We start from the raw sequence: 16,546 nt of genomic DNA, 5'->3' as shown, positions 1-16,546 counted from the left end.
GTCGCCCCTTCAGCGCCCGAGGAGCCGGTCGAAGGCGGTACGGAGGCGGCGGACGCCCTCCGCGATCTCGGCGGCCCCGGAGACGGCGGCGAAACTCAGGCGGACGTGTCCGGCCGGGGGCTCGGCGCAGAAATAGGGGCGGCCGGGGGCGACGGCGACCGAGGCGCCCAGGGCGGCCGAGACGACACCGGCCTCGTCGGCGTCCGTCCCCGTGCCGCCGCCGGGCAGCCGGAGCCAGAGGCTGCCGCCGCCCGCCGGGAGGTGCGGCAGCGTCAGCTCCGGGAGGTCGGCGGCCAGCGCGGTCGCCATGGCCGTACGGCGGTGGCGCAGCTCCGTGGCGACGGCGGCCAGGTGGCGGCCCCAGGACGGGGAGCCGACGAGCTCCAGCGCGGCTTCCTGGAGCGGCCGGGGCACGAAGAAGCTGTCGACGACCTGGATGCCCCGCAGGCGTTCCAGCACGGGCCCCCGGGCGGCCAGCGCGCCGACCCGCAGGCTGGGCGAGGCGACCTTGGTCAGCGAGCAGACGTGGACGACGACGCCGTCGGGGTCGTCGGCGGCCAGCGGCGGGGGCAGCGGTCCGGCGTCGTCGTGGACGAGCCTGCGGGCGAAGTCGTCCTCGATCACGAACGCCCCGGCCGCGCGGGCGATGGCCAGCACCTCCGGGCGGCGGGCCGGGGCGAGGACGGCCCCGGTGGGGTTCTGGAAGAGCGGCTGGGTGACGAGGACCCGGGCGCCGGTGGCCCGGAAGGCGTCGGCGAGCAGCTCCGGGCGGATCCCGTCGGCGTCCACCGGGACGGGTACGGGGCGCAGTCCGGTGGCGCGGGCGGCGGCGAGCATGCCGGGGTAGGTGGGCGACTCCACCAGGACCGGCGCGCCGGGCGGGGCGAGCGCGCGCAGGGCGGTGGCCAGCGCGCTCTGGCCGCCCGCGGTGATCAGGACGTCGGCGCCGGAGAGGGCGGGCCCGATCTCGCGGGCGAACCAGGACCGCAGCTCGGGCAGTCCGTCCGTCGGGGGGCGGCCCCAGGCGCCCGGCCTGCGGCCGGCGCGGGCCAGCGCGGCGGAGAGGGCCCGCTCGGGCTGGAGCGAGGCGTGGAGGTAGCCGCCGTTGAACTCGATGACGCCGGGCGGCGGGGCGGCGAGGGTGACCAGCACCCCGGAGGCGTCGACCGTACGCGGCACCACCTCGGGCCCGCCGTCGCCGCTCAGCGACACCTCTTGCCAGGACGTGTCGCCGGGGGCGGGCAGCGCGGTGCGGGGGCGGGCGCGGAAGGCGCCGGAGCCGGGGCGGGTGGTGACGAGCCCTTCGGCGGCGAGCTGGGCGATGGCGCGGGAGACGGTGACGGGGCTGACCCGGAACCGTTCGACGAGAGCCCGGCTCGACGGGAGCTTTCCACCCGGTGAGTAGCGGTCGAGCTCGGCCCGCAGGGAAGTGACCAGTTCGGCGACGCTGCTACGCTCTTGCATGAGAGCACAGGATAGCGCTACCGCATCTTCTCCGATAGCGGTCGCCGAGCCGCCCGCCACCTCGCCCACCGCTTCGGCGGCCTCGCGGACGGAGGCGCCGGCCGCTGCCGCACACGGGCCCGCCGCCGCCTCGCCCGCGCACCAGCCCCCCGCCGCCGCCCCCTCGCCCGGGCCCGCCCCCGGCCGGAGCGGCACCGTGCTCGCCGGGCTCGGGGTCGTCGCGTTCTCGCTCACCTTCCCCGCCACGGCCTGGGGGCTGGAGAGCTTCGGCCCCTGGTCCCTGGTGGCCCTGCGCAGCGTGCTCGCCGCACTGGTCGCGGGCGGGGTGCTGCTGGCCGCCCGGGTACCGCTGCCCGCGCGCCGCCACTGGGCGGGGCTCGCGGTGGTCGGGGGCGGGGTCGTGGTGGGCTTCCCGCTGCTGACGACGCTGGCCCTGCAGACCTCCACCACCTCGCACGCGGCCGTGGTCGTGGGCCTGCTGCCGTTGACCACGGCGGTACTGGGGTCCCTGCGGACCGGCGAACGGCCCTCGCGCCTGTTCTGGGGCGCGGCGCTGGCCGGTGCGGCCGTGGTGATCGTGTTCACCGTGCGGGAGAGCGGCGGGGCCCTCGCGGCCGGCGATCTGTATCTGTTCGGCGCGCTGCTGGTGTGCGCGGCCGGGTACACCGAGGGCGGCCGGCTGGCCCGGGTGATGCCGGGGTGGCAGGTGATCGGCTGGGCGCTGGTCCTGTGCCTGCCCCTCGCGGTCGCGGGCAGCCTGGTCGCGCTGCCCCTCGAACCGGTCCGCCTGACCGCGCACGGCGTCGTCGGCCTGGTCTGGGTCGCCGCCGGGTCGACCTTCCTCGGGCTGTACGTCTGGTACCGGGGCATGGCCGCGATCGGTGTCGCCCGCGCCAGTCAGCTCCAGCTCGCCCAGCCGCTGCTGACGCTCGTGTGGTCCTTCCTGCTGCTCGGCGAGGAGATCTCGGCCGCGGCCCCGGTCGCGGCGGTGGCGGTACTCGTCTGCATCGCCGCCACCCAGCGGGCCGGCCGCCGCGGGGCGCGCACCTCCCGGGCCGTACGGACGCCGGCCCGGCGGCCGTAGCGGAGCGGAGGCCCGGGACGTCCGGTCGCGGCGGCGCGGGAAGCCCGGCCCGTACGGTCATAGACTTGTCGACAAGGGGACGCCGTCACCCGACGGGCCCCGGCCACCCGTTGCGAGGAGGTCGCTCCCGATGGAGGCACGCAAGGGCGACCGGCTGCTGACACACGGCAGGACCGTGGGACAGCACGACCGGGTCGCGGAGATCGTCGAAGTGCTCGGTGACGGGGGCGCTCCCCCGTACCGGCTCCGTTTCGACGACGGCCATGAATCCCTGATGTCACCCGGCCCCGACAGCGTCGTCCGGCACCGCGGCACGGCGGAGGACGAGCGGCGGCAGGACCGGTGACGCCGGGGGCGGGCCCGGAGCGCGAGCCCCCGGACCCGCCCCGGGTACGTCTACCACCTGCCCCTGCGCGGATACGCGCCGTCCCGGTCCGGGTGGCGGCGGGCGCGGTCCGTGTAGTGGTCGGCCACCACGCGCCGCATCGCGCCGATCCGGTCCGCCAGCACGCTCTTGCCGGAGAAGTAGATGTGGCCGCCCACCTCCCGGTACTTCTCGCCGAGGGTGAGGTGGCGGGACAGCTCGGCCGGGTCCTGCCACGCCTGCGCCTGGGCGGGGTCGCCCGCCTTGTACAGCGCCTCGCCCACGTACAGCTCGACGCCGGTGCCCCGGACCGTCCGGCTCCACCAGTCGAGGACCTTGGCGTAGTCGGCGGCGCTCTGTCCGATGTGCCAGTAGATCTGCGGGCAGATGTAGTCGATCCACCCCTTCTTAACCCACGCGCGGGTGTCGGCGTACAGGTCGTCGTAGGTCTGCACGCCCGCCCGGGTGTCCGAGCCCTTGGGGTCGGTGGCCGCGTTGCGCCAGACCGCGAAGGGGCTGACGCCGAAGCGGACGCGCGGCTTGAGCGCCCGGATGCGCTCGCCGGTCTCGCGGACGAGCCGGTCGATGTTGTCGCGCCGCCACGCCGCCCGGTCGGCGAAAGCGCCGCCGTACCGCTCGAACTCCGCGTCGTCGTCGAAGGACTGCCCGGCCACCGGGTAGGGGTAGAAGTAGTCGTCCCAGTGGACCGCGTCGATGTCGTACCGGCGTACGGCGTCCAGCATCGCGTCCTGGACGAAGCGGCGGACCTCCGGCAGCCCCGGGTTGTAGTAGAGCTTCCCGCCGTACGGCACGACCCAGTCGGGGTGCTTCCTGGCGGGGTGGGAGGCGACCAGCCGGGACGGGTCCGTGTGGTTGGCCACCCGGTAGGGGTTGAACCAGGCGTGCAGCTCCAGGCCCCGGCCGTGCGCCTCGCGGACCGCCGTGCCCAGCGGGTCCCAGCCCGGGTCCTTGCCCTGGGTGCCGGTGAGGCACTCGGCCCACGGCTCGTGGGGCGAGGGCCACAGGGCGTCGGCGGTCGGCCGTACCTGGAACACCACCGTGTTGAGCCGCAGCTCGACCGCCCGGTCCAGGTACGCGAGCAGTTCCGACTTCTGGCGGGCCGCCGTCAGCCCCGGCTTGGACGGCCAGTCGATGTTGGCGACCGTGGCGATCCACATGCCGCGGAGCTGATCGGCCGCCGCCTCCGGACGGCCGCCGCCTCTCCTTCTCCCCGCCGGGGCGGCCGCCGCGTCACCGCCCGTCGTCACCGCCGCCAGCAGTCCGGCCGCGCTCAGCACGAACGCCCTCCTCGCCAAGCCCGTTCGCCGCATCCTGGCCCACCTCTCCTCGCCGTGATCCCGCACCTGACCGAACTCGCTCCACGTAACCGCATCCTTCCCATCCGTAGCCGTCGTGACCCGCGGGCCGTTCGGGTCGGCATGCGGAGTAACGTCGTGGGGTCGAGGCGGGCACCGGAATCACACGGGACCCTGCGATACGGAGAACAGCGAAAGGCACGAGGTGACGGACCTTATGGCCGACATTGCACGCGTCGGAGTGGTGGGCTGTGGCCAGATGGGCGCAGGTATCGCGGAGGTGTGCGCGCGCAGCGGCCTCGAAGTGAAGGTCGCCGAGACCACGGGCGAGGCACTGGAGATCGGCCGCACCCGCCTGCACAACTCCCTCTCGAAGGCCGCCGAACGCGGCAAGATCACGGCGGAGGAGCGGGACGAGACGCTGGGCCGGCTGACCTTCACCACGGACCTCGGGGAGTTCGCCGACCGCGATCTCGTCATCGAGGCCGTCGTGGAGAACGAGCAGGTCAAGACCGAGATCTTCCAGGTGCTCGACCAGGTGGTGACCCGGCAGGACGCGATCCTGGCCTCCAACACCTCCTCGATCCCGCTGGTGAAGCTGGCCGTCGCCACCTCGCGGCCGGACCAGGTCATCGGCATCCACTTCTTCAACCCGGCCCCGGTGCAGAAGCTCGTCGAGCTGATCCCGGCGCTGACCACCTCGGACGAGACGATCGCGCGCGCCGAGGCCGTCGTGCAGGACGTGCTCGGCAAGCACCCGATCCGCGCCCAGGACCGGTCCGGCTTCGTCGTGAACGCGCTGCTGATCCCGTACCTGCTCTCCGCGATCCGGATGTTCGAGTCGGGCATCGCCAGCCGCGAGGACATCGACAACGGCATGGAGATGGGCTGCGCCCACCCGATGGGCCCGCTGAAGCTGGCGGACCTGATCGGCCTGGACACCGTGGCCTCGGTCGCGGACTCGATGTACGCCGAGTACAAGGAGCCGCTGTACGCCGCTCCCCCGCTGCTCCAGCGCATGGTCGACGCGGGCCGGCTGGGCCGCAAGACGGGGTCGGGCTTCTACGCCTACTGAGCCGCCCCATCGTCGGGCCCGGCGCTTGAGCCGCCGGGCCCGACAGTGCGTTCGTGGCGGTCAGGGCCCGAGTACGGCCGAGGCGTCGTTCACCGTGCCTCGCCGCCCGAGTCGGGGCCGACGTAGATCTCCGTTCCGTCGGATGCCCAGACGCGGGTGTACCCGCCGCTCGGGGCCGACACGACGAGGTCCCCCCGCTCCAGCGAGACCATCCCGTCGCTCTTCTCGGCGAACCACTCCACGGTGAGGGTCTCGCCCGGCCGCAGAGAGACCTCCTCCGCCGTGGGCTCGAACACCACGGTCATGTCACGGTCGGCACGGACAAGGAATCGCATCGTCCTCCTCGGAGGCGGCCACGCACGGGGGCTTCGTCAGGGGGCCGGGCTCAGCCCAGTCTCAGATGGTGCAGCATCAGCAGCGCGGCCGCCATGTTTGCGGCGGGAACCTCGCCCCGGGCGATCATGTCCGGGACCACCTTGAGCGGTATCCACTCGCGGCGGGACGACTCGAAGGCGTCCTGCGGCTGGCCCGTCCAGTGCGCGTCCTCGGACCAGTACAGGTGGTGGCGGGCGTCGGTGAGGCCGTTCGACGGTTCCACCGTGAGCAGCGGATGCAGCGCGCCGGGGCGCCAGCCGGTCTCCTCCTCCATCTCCCGGGCGGCGGCCGCCGCGATGTCCTCACCGTCCTCGACGACGCCCGCGGCCAGCTCCCACCCCCAGCTGTCGGTGATGAACCGGTGGCGCCAGAGCAGCAGCACCTCGTTCGCCTCGTTGACGGCGGTGGCGGCCGCGACGGGGCGCTGCCGGATGACGAAGTGGTCGAGGCGGCTGCCGTCGGGCAGCCGCACGTCCGCCAGGTTCACCCGGAACCACGGGTTCTGGTACACGTTCCGTTCGTTCAGGTTCGTCCACTGCACGGGGGCGCCGCCTTTCGACATGTCGGGGCCAACATGTCAACAGGCTCGGCTGCCGGGAGGAACGAGCGGCGGGGGGCGGCGCCGGAGCTCACAGAGGCACGCGGAGCGCCTCGTCGATGAGATCGGTGGTCCGTACGGCCTCGGCGCAGCCGCTCGCGGCCAGCCCGCGCCGGACCCCGCGCAGCCGGTCGCGCAGCCGCTGGGACTCCGTGCCCCGGGCCCTGGCCGCCATCTCGGCAGCGGTGACGGCCGCCCGGTCCGCCTCGCCCTGGAGCAGCTCGATATGGCTGAGCATGGCGAGTCGGTGCACGCGCCCCCGGTCGTGCGCCGGGGCGCGTACGGCGGAGTCCGCGTGCGCCCGTGCGGCGGGCAGGTCGCCGAGGCCGAGCAGGGCCTCCGCCACCTGGACGTCGACCAGCCCCGGCTGGATGTACCCCGTCTCGTCCGGCTCCCGCCCGGTGTGGACGCGGCCGGCCTGGGCCTCGGCCCGCCCGATGCAGGCGCGGGCGCTCGCCGCGTCCCCGAGCCGGGCGTACGCCTTGGCCTGCATGGCGTGCAGATCGGCGGCGAGGGCCGGGGTGATGTGGTCGCCCGCGGCCCGCAGCGCGGCCTCGGCGAAGGCGATGGAGCGGCGGTGCTCGCCCAGGAACAGCGACTGGGTGACCAGGAGCGCGATCACATAGCCGCCGAGCCCCCGGTCGCCGCTGGACTTGGCGAGCCGCAGCGCCTGGTGGAAGTAGCGCTGGGCGAGCCCGTGGGCGTCGGAGTCGTACGCGCAGATGCCGGCGACCGCCACCAGCCCGGCGGTCGCGCGGTGCAGGCCGCGGCCGAGGGCGTCGCTGTAGCCGCCGCGCAGCAGCGGCGCGGCCTCCGCGTCGAGGAAGCGCACGATCCGGGACCTGGTCGCGACCCCGCCCGCCTTGCGGTACATCTGCTCGTAGTGGTCGCGGGCCGCCTTGAGCATCGCTATGTCCGTCTCGCTCACCCGGACCGGCCCCGGGCGCGAGACGTCCACGTCCTCCGGGGGGTTCTCCCACTCCCAGACCGGCATCACCGCCGAGGTCCCCGTGACGGCGGGCACGGCGGCCAGGCCGGGGCGGTGCTGTTCGTCCGAGCGCCACAGGGCGGTGGCCCGCTCGACGAACCCGGAGAGGGCGGCCCCCTCCGCGCCGGTCTCCGTCCCGGACGCGGCGAAGGCGCCCATCCCGATGTCGTCGAGCCCGACGGGCCGCCCGAGCCGGCCGGCCAGCACCTCGCAGATCAGGTCGGGCACCTGGCCGCGCGGGCGCTGGCCCTTGAGCCAGCGGGAGACCGCCGTGTGCTCGTACCGCAGGCCCAGCCCGCGGGTGAGGCCCGCCCGGTTGACATGGCCCGCGAGGCCCGCGCGGGAGACACCGGCCTCCTCGATCAGGGCTTCGAGCAGGACATTGGGCTCCATCGTCCCCCCAGGTGCGTGTCGCGATCAGCCTAGTGGAGCACGATTCACACGGGGTGTGAACGGAATGCCCGAACCGTCCCGCCGTGCACTCTGCCGCGCAGGTCCCCGGGGTCGGTTGAATGAACTCCCTCGCAAGAGGCGGCCGGGTCGTCGGCTCCCCCTCGTAACGGCTGACGACCCGCACCCGCGCCGTCCGCACTGCCGCCCTGCCCGACACTCCGAGGCAGCGCGGACGGCGCCCGGACCGCACGGCCCACTGACCGACGACGAAGGAGGGTGGCTGCGGGCGGCGGCCGGAACCGCGTTCCTCCCGGTTCCCGCTTCCGCTCCCCGTGTGTGGTCCTCCGCCGCCCGGCGGGGACGGGAAAGGGGCGTATCCGGTGGCCGGATACGCCCCTTCTCGATGCCCAGGGGGTGCTACGCCCCGCGCAGCACCGCGCCCGTGCGCTCGGCGGCCAGGGCCACCGCGCTGTCGCGGGCGGCCGACGCCTCCTCGACGGTCAGCGTGCGGTCGGCGGCGCGGAAGCGCAGCGCGTAGGCCAGGGACTTGTTGCCCCCGCCGATCTGCTCGCCGGTGAACACGTCGAACAGCCGCAGCGATTCCAGGAGTTCACCCGCGCCCTCGCGCAGCGCCCGCTCCACGTCGGCGGCCGGGACGTCCTCGGCGACGACGAGCGCGACGTCCTGGGTCGCCACCGGGAAGGTGGAGATCCGGGGCGCCTGGAGCGCTCCGTCGACGGCCCGCTCCAGCACGTCCAGCTCGACCTCGGCGGCGCAGGTCCGCTCGGGCAGGTGGAGCGCCTTGATCACGCGCGGGTGCAGTTCGCCCGCGTGTCCGAAGAGCGTCTCCTCGCCGTTCACGGTGACGTAGAGCGCGGCGCAGCGGCCCGGGTGCCACGGAGCGTGCTGGTCGGCGCGGACGGTGACCTCCACCCCGGCCTCGGCGGCGATGGACCGGGCCGCCTCGACGGCGTCCGCCCAGGTGGCCGGGGTGCCCTTGCCCCACCAGCCGGCCTGCTCGCGGGCGCCCGCGAGGACGACGGCGGCGCGGCGCGGCTGGCGCGGCAGGGCCGCGTTCAGTCCGGCGATCTCCTCGTCGGTGGGCCGGCGGTCGACCGGGAGGCGGACGGCGGCCGTCTCCTCGCCCGTGGGCCGGAACACGAGGCCGGTCTCGAAGAGCGCCAGGTCGTGGCTGCCGCGCCCGTCGTTGCGCCGCAGGGCGCCGAGGAGGCCCGGCAGCAGCGTGGTGCGCAGCGCCGGCTCCTCGTCGGAGAGCGGGTTGACCAGCGTGACCGTGCGGCGGCGGTCGTCGTCCGCCTCCAGGCCGAGCTGGTCCAGGACCGCGTCGCCGATGAACGGGTAGCTCAGCGCCTCGACGTAGCCGGCTCCGGCGAGCACCCGGCCGATGCGGCGGTGCAGCCGCTGGCGCTCGGTGAGGCCGCGCCCGGAGGGGGGCGTCGGCAGGGTGGAGGGCAGGTTCTCGTAGCCCTCCAGCCGGATGACCTCTTCGGCCAGGTCGTTCGGCTCGTTCAGGTCGGGCCGCCAGGACGGGACGGTGACGATGAGTTCGTCCTGCCCGTAGACGTCGCAGCCGACCTGCTGGAGGCGGCGGACGACGGTCTCCCGGCCGTACCCGACGCCGGCCACCTTGTCCGGGTGGTCGGCCGGCATCGCGATGGTGCGCGGGGCGGAGGGCGAGCTGATCTCGGTGACCCCGGCCTCGGCGGTGCCGCCCGCGAGCAGGACCAGCAGGTCGACCGTGCGCTGCGCGGCAGCGGCGGCGGCCTGCGGGTCGACGCCGCGCTCGAAGCGCTTGGACGCCTCGGAGGACAGCCTGTGGCGGCGTGCGGTGCGGGCGATCGAGATCGCGTCGAAGTGCGCGGCCTCGATGACGACCTCGGTGGTGAGCGCGTGCTCGCCGTCCGCGTCGGCGATCTCGGTGTTGGCGCCGCCCATGACGCCCGCGAGGCCGATCGGCCCGCGGTCGTCGGTGATGACGAGGTCCTCGGCGTCCAGCACGCGCACGGTGCCGTCCAGGGTGGTGAGCTTCTCGCCCTGCGTGGCGCGGCGTACGCCGATGGCGCCCTGGACCCGGTTGCGGTCGTAGGCGTGCAGCGGCTGGCCGAGCTCCAGCATCACGTAGTTGGTGATGTCGACGGCCAGCGAGATGGGCCGCATCCCGGCCTTCTGGAGGCGGCGCTGCATCCAGATCGGCGAGCGGGCCTCGGGCTGGAGGCCGGTGACGGTGCGCGCGGTGAACCGGTCGCAGCCGATCGGGTCGGAGATCTTGACCGGGTAGCCGTACGCGTTCGGCGCGGGCACGTCCAGGAGCGCCGGGTCGCGCAGCGGCAGCCCGTAGGCGGTGGCGGTCTCGCGGGCGACGCCGCGCATCGAGAGGCAGTAGCCCCGGTCCGGCGTGACGGCGATGTCCAGGACCTCGTCGACGAGCTGGAGCAGCTCGATGGCGTCGGTGCCCACCTCGTGCTCCGGGGGCAGCACGATGATGCCGTGCGTGCCGTCGTCGCCCATGCCGAGCTCGTCGGTGGAGCAGATCATGCCGTGCGAGGTCTTGCCGTACGTCTTGCGGGCGGCGATCGCGAAGTCGCCGGGCAGGACCGCGCCCGGGAGGACCACGACGACCTTGTCGCCGACGGAGAAGTTGCGGGCGCCGCAGACGATCTCCTGCGGCTCGCCGGTGCCGTTGGCGGCGCCGACGTCGACGGTGCAGAAGCGGATGGGCTTCTTGAACCCCTCCAGCTCCTCGATGGTCAGGACCTGTCCGACGACCAGGGGGCCCTTGAGGCCCGCGCCGATCTGCTCGACGGTCTCGACCTCCAGACCCACGGAGACGAGCTTGGCCTGTACGTCACGGCCGGTCTCCGTCTCCGGCAGGTCGACGTACTCCCGCAGCCAGGAAAGCGGGACGCGCATCAGATCTCCATCCCGAACGGCCGGGTGAACCGGACGTCACCCTCGACCATGTCTCGCATGTCTTCGACGTTGTGGCGGAACATCAGCATCCGTTCGATGCCGAACCCGAAGGCGAATCCGCTGTACTTCTGGGGGTCGACACCGCAGGCGACGAGCACCTTGGGGTTGACCATGCCGCAGCCGCCCAGCTCGATCCAGCCCTCGCTGCCGCAGGTGCGGCAGCGGCGGTCCGGGTTGCCGACGGACTCGCCGCGGCAGACGTAGCAGACCATGTCCATCTCGGCGGACGGCTCGGTGAACGGGAAGAAGTTCGGCCGCAGCCGGGTCTTCATGTCCGGCCCGAAGAGCGCCTGGACCATGTGGTCGAGGGTGCCCTTGAGGTCGGCCATGGTCAGGCCCTCGTCGATGGCGAGCAGCTCGATCTGGTGGAAGACCGGGGTGTGCGTGGCGTCCAGCTCGTCGGTGCGGTAGACCCGGCCGGGGCAGACCACGTAGACGGGGGGCGTGCGCTCCAGGAGCGAACGGGCCTGGACCGGGGAGGTGTGCGTACGCAGCACGACGCCGGACTCGTCGCCCTCGGTGGCCTTGCCGTCCGCGGTGGTGCCCCGGACGAAGAAGGTGTCCTGCATCTGGCGGGCCGGGTGGTCGGGCACGAAGTTCAGGGCGTCGAAGTTGAACCACTCCGCCTCGACCTCGGGGCCCTCGGCGACCTCGTAGCCCATGGCCACGAAGACGTCCGCGACGCGCTCCATGAGGGTCGTCAGGGGGTGGCGGGCGCCGGCCGGGACACGGTCGTAGGGCAGCGTGACGTCCACGGCCTCCTCGACGAGCACCCGGGCGTCCCGCTCGGCCTCCAGTTCGGCCTGGCGGGCGGCGAGCGCCTTGGAGACGGCGCCGCGGGCCTGGCCCACGCGCTTGCCCGCCTCGGCCTTGGCCTGCGGGGGCAGGGCGCCGATCTCGCGGTTGGCGAGGGACAGCGGCGAGGTACCTCCGGTGTGCGCGGTCTTCGCCTGGGCGAGCGCGTCGAGGTCGCCGGCGGCGGCGAAGGCGGCGAACGCCTCGTCCCGCATGCGTTCGATCTCTTCCGGTTTCAGTGCCTCGACCTCGACTGGGTCGTACGACTTGTTCGGTGCCGACATCTCTTCCCGTGCTTCCGATTGGCTGATACTGCGCTGAACCGGGGAAAACCCCGGACCCCGTGACCCGGCTCGAGACCGTTGGACGCAAAGGTGCCAAAGGTCGAGTCTAAAGGCCGTAGGACGGTCGGGGCGCCTGTGGGCCGCTCACACCAGGTAGGCGGGCATGCTCACAGGCAGAATAAATCGGAACTCGGCTCCGCCGCCGGGTCCCCGGTCGACGGTGATGGTGCCGCCGTGGGCCTCGACGATGCCCTTGACGATGTAGAGGCCCAGCCCCGTGCCGCCGCGCTTGCTGCCCCGCCAGAAGCGGGTGAAGACGCGGCTCATCGACTCCTCGGGGATGCCGGGTCCTTCATCGCTCACGGTGACAGCCGTTCCCGTCTCGTCGCACGCTCCCGGCGCGGGTGCCGGGGCGATATCGATGGTGACGGTTCCCTCGCCGTGGCGCACCGCGTTTTCCAGGAGGTTGCCGAGGACCTGGTCGACCTTGTCGGGATCGGCCCACAGGTCGGGCAGCGGTCCGCGGGTGCGGACGAGGAAACGGTCGGCGGCCTGGCCCGCGGTGATGAGCGCCTGGATGTGCCGGGCCACGGCGGCGGCGATGTCGACGGGCTGGCGGCGCAGCTCCAGGCGGCCGGAGTCGATCCGGGAGATGTCGAGCAGCTCGGCGATGAGCCGGGTGACCCGGCCCGCGTCCGCGTCGACGGTCTCCAGCATCAGCCGCTTCTGGTCGTCGGTGAACCGCTCCCACTTGGCGAGCAGCGTGGCGGTGAACCCCTTGACCGAGGTGAGCGGGGAGCGCAGCTCGTGGGCGACGGTGGCGATCAGCTCGGCGTGGCTGCGTTCGGTACGGCGCCGGGCCTCGGTCCCCCGCAGGCAGACGACGACGCGCCGCACCGGTCCGGTCGGGTGCTCGCGTACATAGCGCGCGGAGACCAGCACCTCGCGGCCCCCGGGCAGCAGCAGATTGCGCTCGGGCTGGCCGTTGCGGGTGGCGAGGCCGTTGTACGGGTCGGTCAGCGGCCACCAGCGTTTGCCCTTGAGGTCCTCCAGCGGGAGGACCGTCTCCAGGGGGCGGCCGATCGCGTCGGCGCGGTCGGTGGCGGTGATGCGGGCGGCGGCGGCGTTGAAGCAGACGACGTGTCCGCTCGCGTCGGCGACGACGAGACCGTCGGGGAGGTCATCGGGGTCGAGGCTTGCACCGAGGGCGTCCGGACCGGTCGGGGGCCCGTCCGGTTCCCCGTCCGCAGCGTGCGGCGCGGCGGTGCGCGCAGGTCGCGGCGAGCTCATGCCGACAGCCATGTTCCCGTATCCCACCTCTCGAACCGGTGCAGTGGGCCCCCGAGTTCGTCACCCTACTAGCCGTCGGCGAGACGGCGACACCCCGCGGGGGCGCGGAGGGGAGCGCAACGGCGGACGGGGCGCGGGTTCGGCCGGATCGTGCGCTGACGCCGGCCGGGCGCGCGGCGGCGCCTGACGCCTGCCGGGTTCCGGGGCGGCGCGGGCCGGCGGGGTCATGACCGGCCGGACACGTTCCTACGCGTCGGGGGCGCGTCGGGGGCGCTGGGCGCGGGCGGAGGCGTAGAGGCAGACGGCGGCGGCGGTGGCGAGGTTGAGGCTCTCCGCCTTGCCGTGGATGGGGACGCGGACGACGGCGTCGGCGAGCGCCCTCGTCTCCTCGGGGAGCCCCCACGCCTCGTTGCCGAAGACCCAGGCGGTGGGGCCGCCCATGGTGCCGGCGTCCAGTTCGTCGTCGAGGTCGTCCGATCCGGCCCCGTCGGCGGCGAGGATCCGCACCCCGGCCGCCCGCAGGCCCTGGACGGCCTGTTCGACGGGGACGCCGACGGCGACGGGCAGGTGGAAGAGCGAACCGACCGAGGCGCGGACGGACTTGGGGTTGTAGAGGTCGACCGAGGCGTCGGTCAGGACCACCGCGTCCGCGCCGGCCGCGTCCGCGCAGCGCAGGACCGTGCCGGCGTTGCCGGGGTCGCGGACGTTGGCCAGAACGGCCACCAGGGCGGGCTTCGCGTCCAGGATCTCCTGGAAGGGCGAGTCGAGGAAGCGGCAGACGCCGATGAGGCCCTGCGGGGTGACGGTCTGCGAGACGTCGGCGAGGACGTCGGCGTCGGCCAGGTGGACCCAAGCGCCGGCGGCGTGGGCCGCCTCGACGATGTCGGCGTACCGGTCGGCGGCCTCGGGGGTGGCGAACAGCTCGATGAGGGTCGGTTCGCCGTCGCCGCCCCGGTGGGCGGCGGCCTCGCGTACGGCCTGGGGCCCCTCGGCGATGAACCTGCGCTCCTTGCCGCGGAAGTTGCGGCGGGCCAGCCGGCGGGCGGCGGCGACACGGGGGGAACGCGGGGAGATCAGTTCGGGGGTGCCCATGGTCGGCGGCGAGCCTCTCTGCGTACGGCTGTGGCGATGGGGGGTGTCGGCGGGCGGGGGCAACGCACCGGACCCGCAGGCGGCGTGCGCCTGCGGGTCCGGTTCACGTCCCTGGAAGGGTGCGCCTGGCTCAGGCGGCCTTCGGGGCGTTGACGTCGCTCGGGAGGGCCTTCTGGGCGACCTCGACGAGGGCGGCGAACGCGCCCGCGTCGTTGACCGCGAGCTCGGCCAGGATCTTGCGGTCCACCTCGATGTTGGCGGCCTTCAGACCCTGGATGAGGCGGTTGTACGTCATACCGTTCTGGCGGGCAGCGGCGTTGATGCGCTGGATCCACAGCTGACGGAAGTCGCCCTTGCGCTTCTTGCGGTCGTTGTAGTTGTAGACCAGGGAGTGGGTGACCTGCTCCTTGGCCTTGCGGTACAGGCGCGAACGCTGACCGCGGTAGCCGCTGGCGGCTTCGAGGATCGCCCGGCGCTTCTTGTGGGCGTTGACCGCCCGCTTGACGCGTGCCACTTGTTAACTCCTTGCAGCGGGGCCGTGGGTATCGGCACACGGCCCGGAAACGAATTGGTCCCGGTGTGATCGAGGTCGTGCCTCCGGAGCGGTCCGGAGGGCGGGCCTCACTTGCCGAGAAGCTTCTTGATCTTCTTGGCGTCGGCCGGAGCCACGACGACCGTGCCGGTCAGCGAGCGGGTCTTCTTGGACGACTTGTGCTCGAGCAGGTGGCGCTTGCCGGCCCTCTCGCGGAGCACCTTGCCGGAGCCGGTGATCTTGAAGCGCTTGCTGGCACCGCTGTGCGTCTTGTTCTTCGGCATCGCGCCGTTCTCTCCTCGTCAGTGGCGCCCCTCACGGTGCGGGCACCGGACTGCAGGGGCGTCAGATCTCTATGGGGTTCCGGGGAGACCCTGGGGGCGCCTGGGTGGCGGCCCCCGAAGGTCACGCCTCGGAAGGTGTCTCGGCCGGAGCCTCGGCCGCCGCGGCCGGAGCCTCAGCGGTGTCACCCTCGGACGGTGCGTCGGTCGTGCCCTGACGCTCCGCCTTGCGGGCGGCCTGGGCCTCACGGGCTTCGGCCATGGCTTCGGTCTTCTTCTTGTGCGGGCCCAGAACCATGATCATGTTCCGGCCGTCCTGCTTCGGGTTGGACTCGATGAAGCCCAGGTCCTCGACGTCCGAAGCGAGACGCTGGAGCAGTCGGAAGCCCAGCTCGGGGCGGGACTGCTCACGACCACGGAACATGATCGTGATCTTGACCTTGTCGCCCTGCTTGAGGAACCGGACGACATGACCCTTCTTGGTGTCATAGTCGTGCGGGTCGATCTTCGGCCGGAGCTTCATCTCCTTGATGACCGTGTGCGCCTGGTTCTTGCGCGCCTCACGGGCCTTCATGGCCGACTCGTACTTGAACTTCCCGTAGTCCATGAGCTTGCACACGGGCGGACGGGCTGTCGCCGCCACCTCGACCAGGTCGAGGTCGTACTCCTGTGCGAGCTCCAGGGCCTTGGCAAGCGGAACAATCCCGACCTGCTCGCCACTGGGACCGACAAGTCGGACCTCGGGAACGCGAATCCGGTCGTTGATGCGGGGCTCGGCGCTGATGGATCCTCCTCGGTAGCACCACGCGACCGCCTGGCGGACAGCCGCGTAACGTCTTGTAACGTCAAGACCAACCGCGCCGGGAAGCAGAAAATGCCCCGGACGGGACACAGGCGGGGCTCCAGGAACTACCGGAACACCGCCGCGGTCAACCGCGGGGCGCATCGGACGGCTCCATCGTCCGTACGGAACGATGGGGGCCGTCTGACCGGTGACCCGCCGTCCGCGAGGACGGTCAGGTGGGAGATCGGAGCCTCCACTTGCGGGCCGGGCACACACGTGTCCGGCCGGTCGTTACACAAGGTTAGCAGCCCGGTGGCGGCGGCGCTAATCGCGCCTCCCGGCCGCTCGCGGGGCCTCCCCCGGGGGACGGGGAGGCGGGCGCCGGGCCGTATCGTGTGGGCATGAGCGACGCGACCCCCAGCAGTGAGAACCCCGGCTTCGACGACATGGCCCGCGACATCGCGGAGGTCCCCGCCGTCGAGGTCATCGTGACGGTCGCCGTCAACCTGATGAGCGCCGCCGCGGTGAAGCTCGGTCTCACCGAGGAGGGCGAGGACCACAAGGACCTCGACGAGGCCCGCAAGCTGGTGCAGGCCCTGGCCGGGCTGCTGGACGCGAGCGCCACGGAGATCAGCACCTTCCACGCCTCGCCGCTGCGCGACGGCCTGAAGTCCCTCCAGCTCGCCTTCCGCGAGGCGTCGCTGGTGCCGGACGAGCCGGGCCACGGCCCCGGCGAGAAGTACACCGGCCCGGTCTACGGCTGACCGCGTCCGGGCCCTTCCCCTCTCCCCCCGTACGTCACGGAGCCCGCCGTCCCCCCGTGGGACGGCGGGCTCCGGT

The 16,546-nt window shown here is 73.3% G+C and carries 16 protein-coding genes; 4 read left to right on the top strand and 12 right to left on the bottom strand.

What is annotated here, in order from left to right; translation table 11 throughout:
* Nucleotides 1-9: 9 nt before the first annotated feature.
* Nucleotides 10-1,464 (bottom strand): aminotransferase-like domain-containing protein, encoded by a 1,455-nt coding sequence (locus tag IF19_RS0111065; protein ID WP_030277829.1) that lies wholly within the window; start codon nucleotides 1,462-1,464, stop codon nucleotides 10-12.
* Between IF19_RS0111065 and IF19_RS0111060 the strand changes: the two genes are divergently transcribed.
* Together IF19_RS0111060 and IF19_RS0111055 are read left to right on the top strand one after the other, a co-directional pair.
* Nucleotides 1,463-2,548, top strand: coding sequence for a DMT family transporter (locus IF19_RS0111060; protein ID WP_030277827.1), 1,086 nt, complete (start codon nucleotides 1,463-1,465; stop codon nucleotides 2,546-2,548). The genes IF19_RS0111065 and IF19_RS0111060 overlap by 2 nt on opposite strands.
* 130 nt (nucleotides 2,549-2,678) lie before the next feature.
* On the top strand, nucleotides 2,679-2,894 hold the full coding sequence (locus tag IF19_RS0111055; RefSeq protein ID WP_030114082.1) for a DUF1918 domain-containing protein: 216 nt from the start codon (nucleotides 2,679-2,681) through the stop codon (nucleotides 2,892-2,894).
* A 50-nt stretch (nucleotides 2,895-2,944) separates the two neighbouring features.
* On the opposite strand, the gene IF19_RS0111050 is transcribed toward IF19_RS0111055, so the two are convergent.
* Complete coding sequence (locus tag IF19_RS0111050) at nucleotides 2,945-4,243, bottom strand: glycoside hydrolase family 10-like protein (protein WP_223857872.1); 1,299 nt, start codon at nucleotides 4,241-4,243, stop codon at nucleotides 2,945-2,947.
* 202 nt (nucleotides 4,244-4,445) lie between these two features.
* Between IF19_RS0111050 and IF19_RS0111045 the strand changes: the two genes are divergently transcribed.
* The gene (locus IF19_RS0111045; RefSeq protein ID WP_030114083.1) at nucleotides 4,446-5,303 is read left to right on the top strand and encodes a 3-hydroxybutyryl-CoA dehydrogenase; all 858 of its coding nucleotides are present in this window, start codon (nucleotides 4,446-4,448) and stop codon (nucleotides 5,301-5,303) included.
* Nucleotides 5,304-5,392: 89 nt separating this feature from the next.
* On the opposite strand, the gene IF19_RS0111040 is transcribed toward IF19_RS0111045, so the two are convergent.
* From IF19_RS0111040 to infC, 10 genes are all read right to left on the bottom strand, one after another.
* Nucleotides 5,393-5,638, bottom strand: coding sequence for a hypothetical protein (locus IF19_RS0111040; protein WP_030114084.1), 246 nt, complete (start codon nucleotides 5,636-5,638; stop codon nucleotides 5,393-5,395).
* Between the two features lie 50 nt (nucleotides 5,639-5,688).
* The gene (locus IF19_RS0111035) at nucleotides 5,689-6,219 is read right to left on the bottom strand and encodes an NUDIX domain-containing protein (RefSeq protein WP_030277823.1); all 531 of its coding nucleotides are present in this window, start codon (nucleotides 6,217-6,219) and stop codon (nucleotides 5,689-5,691) included.
* Nucleotides 6,220-6,307: 88 nt separating this feature from the next.
* The gene (locus IF19_RS0111030) at nucleotides 6,308-7,657 is read right to left on the bottom strand and encodes an NsdA family TPR-like regulatory protein (RefSeq protein ID WP_030114086.1); all 1,350 of its coding nucleotides are present in this window, start codon (nucleotides 7,655-7,657) and stop codon (nucleotides 6,308-6,310) included.
* 417 nt (nucleotides 7,658-8,074) lie between these two features.
* Complete coding sequence (gene pheT / locus IF19_RS0111020; RefSeq protein ID WP_030277821.1) at nucleotides 8,075-10,588, bottom strand: phenylalanine--tRNA ligase subunit beta; 2,514 nt, start codon at nucleotides 10,586-10,588, stop codon at nucleotides 8,075-8,077.
* Nucleotides 10,588-11,727, bottom strand: coding sequence for a phenylalanine--tRNA ligase subunit alpha (pheS, locus tag IF19_RS0111015; RefSeq protein ID WP_030114089.1), 1,140 nt, complete (start codon nucleotides 11,725-11,727; stop codon nucleotides 10,588-10,590). Before pheS ends, pheT begins: the two co-directional genes overlap by 1 nt.
* Before the next feature lie 144 nt (nucleotides 11,728-11,871).
* A complete protein-coding gene (locus tag IF19_RS0111010; RefSeq protein WP_030114090.1) occupies nucleotides 11,872-13,029 on the bottom strand; it encodes a sensor histidine kinase in 1,158 nt (385 codons plus the stop codon).
* Between the two features lie 234 nt (nucleotides 13,030-13,263).
* The gene (locus IF19_RS0111005) at nucleotides 13,264-14,109 is read right to left on the bottom strand and encodes a TrmH family RNA methyltransferase (protein WP_030114091.1); all 846 of its coding nucleotides are present in this window, start codon (nucleotides 14,107-14,109) and stop codon (nucleotides 13,264-13,266) included.
* A 130-nt stretch (nucleotides 14,110-14,239) separates the two neighbouring features.
* Nucleotides 14,240-14,623, bottom strand: coding sequence for a 50S ribosomal protein L20 (gene rplT, locus IF19_RS0111000; RefSeq protein ID WP_030114092.1), 384 nt, complete (start codon nucleotides 14,621-14,623; stop codon nucleotides 14,240-14,242).
* Between the two features lie 107 nt (nucleotides 14,624-14,730).
* Nucleotides 14,731-14,925: a 50S ribosomal protein L35 gene (rpmI, locus tag IF19_RS0110995; protein ID WP_003970213.1), complete on the bottom strand. Its 195-nt coding sequence runs from the start codon at nucleotides 14,923-14,925 to the stop codon at nucleotides 14,731-14,733.
* 121 nt (nucleotides 14,926-15,046) lie between these two features.
* On the bottom strand, nucleotides 15,047-15,706 hold the full coding sequence (infC, locus tag IF19_RS0110990; protein ID WP_050493775.1) for a translation initiation factor IF-3: 660 nt from the start codon (nucleotides 15,704-15,706) through the stop codon (nucleotides 15,047-15,049).
* 401 nt (nucleotides 15,707-16,107) lie between these two features.
* On the opposite strand from infC, the gene IF19_RS0110985 reads away from it, so the two are divergent.
* Nucleotides 16,108-16,470, top strand: coding sequence for a DUF1844 domain-containing protein (locus IF19_RS0110985; RefSeq protein WP_030114094.1), 363 nt, complete (start codon nucleotides 16,108-16,110; stop codon nucleotides 16,468-16,470).
* The last annotated feature ends 76 nt before the right edge of the window (nucleotides 16,471-16,546 follow it).

Source organism: Streptomyces californicus, assembly GCF_000717645.1.
In the GTDB taxonomy this organism is placed as follows: Bacteria; Actinomycetota; Actinomycetes; order Streptomycetales; family Streptomycetaceae; genus Streptomyces; species Streptomyces californicus.
This window is presented reverse-complemented; position numbering and strand designations above follow the sequence as displayed.

Coding starts and splice junctions, on each gene's coding strand:
- IF19_RS0111060 (WP_030277827.1), top strand. CDS start 1,463: ATGAGAGCACAGGATAGCGCTACCGCATCTTCTCCGATAGCGGTCGCC.
- IF19_RS0111065 (WP_030277829.1), bottom strand. CDS start 1,464: ATGCAAGAGCGTAGCAGCGTCGCCGAACTGGTCACTTCCCTGCGGGCC.
- IF19_RS0111055 (WP_030114082.1), top strand. CDS start 2,679: ATGGAGGCACGCAAGGGCGACCGGCTGCTGACACACGGCAGGACCGTG.
- IF19_RS0111050 (WP_223857872.1), bottom strand. CDS start 4,243: ATGCGGCGAACGGGCTTGGCGAGGAGGGCGTTCGTGCTGAGCGCGGCC.
- IF19_RS0111045 (WP_030114083.1), top strand. CDS start 4,446: ATGGCCGACATTGCACGCGTCGGAGTGGTGGGCTGTGGCCAGATGGGC.
- IF19_RS0111040 (WP_030114084.1), bottom strand. CDS start 5,638: ATGCGATTCCTTGTCCGTGCCGACCGTGACATGACCGTGGTGTTCGAG.
- IF19_RS0111030 (WP_030114086.1), bottom strand. CDS start 7,657: ATGGAGCCCAATGTCCTGCTCGAAGCCCTGATCGAGGAGGCCGGTGTC.
- pheT (WP_030277821.1), bottom strand. CDS start 10,588: ATGCGCGTCCCGCTTTCCTGGCTGCGGGAGTACGTCGACCTGCCGGAG.
- pheS (WP_030114089.1), bottom strand. CDS start 11,727: ATGTCGGCACCGAACAAGTCGTACGACCCAGTCGAGGTCGAGGCACTG.
- IF19_RS0111010 (WP_030114090.1), bottom strand. CDS start 13,029: ATGGCTGTCGGCATGAGCTCGCCGCGACCTGCGCGCACCGCCGCGCCG.
- IF19_RS0111005 (WP_030114091.1), bottom strand. CDS start 14,109: ATGGGCACCCCCGAACTGATCTCCCCGCGTTCCCCCCGTGTCGCCGCC.
- rpmI (WP_003970213.1), bottom strand. CDS start 14,925: ATGCCGAAGAACAAGACGCACAGCGGTGCCAGCAAGCGCTTCAAGATC.
- IF19_RS0110985 (WP_030114094.1), top strand. CDS start 16,108: ATGAGCGACGCGACCCCCAGCAGTGAGAACCCCGGCTTCGACGACATG.